Raw genomic sequence first — 1655 nt, 5'->3', positions numbered from 1 at the left:
ACGCGAAGGACGCGTTGCGCAAGGCGTTGTCGATGGGTGCGGACAAGGCGGTGCACGTCGAGGACGATGCTGTGCACGGCAGTGACGTGATGGGGACGTCGCTGGTGCTGGCGAAGGCGATCGAGAAGACGGGGTACGACCTGGTGGTCTGCGGGATGGCGTCGACGGACGGGACGATGGGGGTGCTGCCGGCGGTGCTGGCGGAGCGTCTGGGTGTGCCGCAGGTGACGTTGTTGTCGCAGGTGTCGGTGTCGGGCGGCACGGTGACCGGGCGGCGTGACGGGGACTCGGCGTCGGAGGAGCTCTCGGCGTCGCTGCCGGCGGTGGTGTCGGTGACCGACCAGTCGGGCGAGGCGCGTTACCCGTCGTTCAAGGGGATCATGGCGGCGAAGAAGAAGCCGGTGACGGTGCTGGACCTGGACGATCTGGAGATCGACGCGGACGAGGTCGGTCTGGCGGGTGCGTGGACGGTCGTCGACGCGGCGGTGGAGCGTCCGGCGCGTACGGCGGGCACGATCGTGAAGGACGAGGGCGAGGGCGGGCGGAAGCTGGCCGAGTTCCTCGTGGGCCAGAAGTTCATCTGACCCTCCTGCGGCGTCGCGGCGCGGCGTTGTCCCGGGCACGGGCCGGTCAGGACCCCTGCCTTTCCCCCTTTTTTTGGTCTCTGGTTTCGCAGGAAGTGGATGTTCCATGGCTGAGGTTCTGGTTTTCGTCGATCACGTGGACGGTGCGGTCCGCAAGCCCACGCTGGAGCTGTTGACGCTGGCGCGGCGTCTGGGTGAGCCGGTCGCGGTGGCGCTGGGTGCGGGTGCGGCGGGCACGGCGGGTGTGCTCGGTGAGCACGGTGCGGTGCGGGTGCTGACTTCGGAGGCGCCGGAGTTCGGGGAGTACCTGGTGGTTCCGAAGGTCGACGCGTTGCAGGCGGCGGTCGCGGCGGTGTCGCCGGTGGCGGTTTTGGTGCCTTCGTCGGCGGAGGGCAAGGAGGTCGCGGCGCGTCTGGCGGTGCGGATCGGTTCGGGGATCATCACGGACGCGGTGGATCTGGAGGCGGGTGAGTCGGGTCCGGTGGCGACGCAGTCGGCGTTCGCGGCGTCGTTCTCGGTGAAGTCGCGGGTGTCGCGGGGGGTGCCGGTGATCACGGTGAAGCCGAACTCGGCGCCGGTGGAGCCGGCGGCGGCGGCGGGTGCCGCGGAGGAGCTGGCGGTGGAGTTCTCGGCGGCGGCGACGGGCACGAAGGTGGTGTCGCGGACGCCGCGTGCCTCGACGGGGCGCCCGGAGCTGACCGAGGCCGCGATCGTGGTCTCGGGTGGCCGGGGTGTCAACGGTGCGGAGAACTTCGCGGTGATCGAGGCGCTCGCGGACTCGCTGGGCGCGGCGGTCGGCGCGTCGCGGGCGGCGGTCGACGCGGGCTGGTACCCGCACACCAACCAGGTCGGTCAGACCGGCAAGTCCGTCTCGCCGCAGTTGTACATCGCGTCGGGCATCTCGGGTGCGATCCAGCACCGGGCGGGCATGCAGACCTCGAAGACGATCGTCGCGGTCAACAAGGACGCCGAGGCGCCGATCTTCGAACTCGTCGACTTCGGTGTCGTCGGCGACCTCTTCGACGTCGTGCCCCAGCTCACCGAGGAGATCAACACCCGCAAGAACTGAAC

General features: G+C 70.2%; 2 protein-coding genes. Both read left to right on the top strand.

Annotation, left to right across the window (positions count from 1 at the left end; translation table 11 throughout):
* A partial coding sequence (locus ACFZAX_RS35440) for an electron transfer flavoprotein subunit beta/FixA family protein (protein ID WP_390967102.1) occupies positions 1 to 584 on the top strand: 584 nt, incomplete at its 5' end.
* Positions 585 to 690: 106 nt separating this feature from the next.
* Complete coding sequence (locus ACFZAX_RS35435; RefSeq protein WP_390967100.1) at positions 691 to 1653, top strand: FAD-binding protein; 963 nt, start codon at positions 691 to 693, stop codon at positions 1651 to 1653.
* Positions 1654 to 1655 lie beyond the last annotated feature (2 nt).

It is taken from the genome of Streptomyces sp. NPDC008125, assembly GCF_042957125.1.
Classification (GTDB): domain Bacteria; phylum Actinomycetota; class Actinomycetes; order Streptomycetales; family Streptomycetaceae; genus Streptomyces.
The sequence above is the reverse complement of the archived record's forward strand: the minus strand, read 5'-3'. Positions and strand labels throughout refer to the sequence as shown.

Bases quoted from the DNA above. Each gene is read 5' to 3' on its own strand.
- ACFZAX_RS35435 (WP_390967100.1), top strand. From the start codon at position 691: ATGGCTGAGGTTCTGGTTTTCGTCGATCACGTGGACGGTGCGGTCCGC.